Source organism: Streptomyces sp. UH6 (assembly GCF_013421635.1).
GTDB lineage: Bacteria > Actinomycetota > Actinomycetes > Streptomycetales > Streptomycetaceae > Streptomyces > Streptomyces abyssomicinicus.
In genome coordinates this window covers 1-1,149 of sequence record NZ_JACADT010001366.1, presented here as the reverse complement: position 1 = coordinate 1,149, position 1,149 = coordinate 1, and the positions used below count along the sequence as shown (strand labels likewise).

Annotated in this window: 2 protein-coding genes; one reads left to right on the top strand and one right to left on the bottom strand. The window is 72.1% G+C overall.

What is annotated here, in order from left to right; all coding sequences use genetic code 11:
- The coding region (locus HW445_RS31925) for a DUF2975 domain-containing protein (RefSeq protein WP_180224247.1) at window positions 1–488 on the bottom strand (488 nt) is incomplete at its 3' end.
- Between the two features lie 111 nt (window positions 489–599).
- Between HW445_RS31925 and HW445_RS31920 the strand changes: the two genes are divergently transcribed.
- Window positions 600–1,149, top strand: a 550-nt coding sequence (locus tag HW445_RS31920; RefSeq protein ID WP_180224246.1) for a hypothetical protein, incomplete at its 3' end; no start/stop codon positions are given.

The following is a 1,149-nucleotide window of genomic DNA, read 5'->3' as shown; positions in this document are numbered from 1 at the left end:
CGTGACGCCTCGACGTCCCGGTCCACGGCCTGGGCGAGCAGCGTCCGCAGGACCAGGACGACGAGCGCGACACCGAACACGGCCAGCCCGGCCCCGCCCACCAGCAGCACGACGCCCGGCGCGACCTGGTCCTCCTCCGGCCCTCCGGAGTTCAGCGAGGCCAGGAACACGCCGAAGACCCAGATCAGCACGGCCGCCGCGGCGAATCCGCCGGTGATCAGGTCGACGTGGCGGAACGCGGCGTGCGAGAACACCGTCCCGCGCCGCGCCATCGTCACCAGTCGCCAGACGGACACCAGCACCACCTGGGCGGCGACGACCCCCAGGAACACGATCACCACGAACGGCACCCGCACCTGCGCGACGTTTCCGGCCTCGCGCTGCATGTCCATGAAGATCAACGGCAGCATCACGGCCTGGATGAACAGCGATCCCGCGAGCAGTGCGGCGATGACGGCCCGCAGGGCGAGCACGGCCAGCTTTCCCATCGCCCCTCCCTTTCAGTCAATCGAGGAACGATGGGAACTTATCGAAAAACGATAGGTGACCGCAAGGGTGCGGGCACCCGGAGTCAGTGCGGGCCTCTACTGTCGGCCCTCATGGGGTACCGCTACGAGACAGTCGCCGACCTGGACGCCACGGTGGAGGACGCCGCCGGACTCGCGGCCCGGGGCCTGACGTGGCTGGTCGCGGAGGGAATCGTCCGGGACGGACCGGGCCACCCGCCGGGGGAGCGCTGGTACCGGGCGGTCGGCCCGGCGGACCGGGAGCCCTCCGGCGAGCTGGAGATCGTGCCCCTGCGGGCCGTCTTCGACGGCGGCCCCCTGCGTGACCCGTCGTACGCCGTCTGCCCGCACTGCGCCGGCCACCTGATGCTGAACGGGATCGGCCGGGACCCGGAGCAGGCGGCGTGGGAGCTCGTCGAGGAGGCCATCGACACGTGGCACGACACCGGCCGGGCCCCGCTCGCCTGCCGGCTCTGCGGCCTGGACGCCGACCTGCCCGCCTGGGGGTGGGAGGGGGACTACTTCGCCTTCGCCTGCCTGGGCTTCACGTTCCGGGACTGGCCCCGGCTGGACGGCGGCTTCGTCGAGGAGTTCGCGCGGGTGCTGGGCGGCCACCGCGTGACCGTGGTCGCCGGCAGGTACT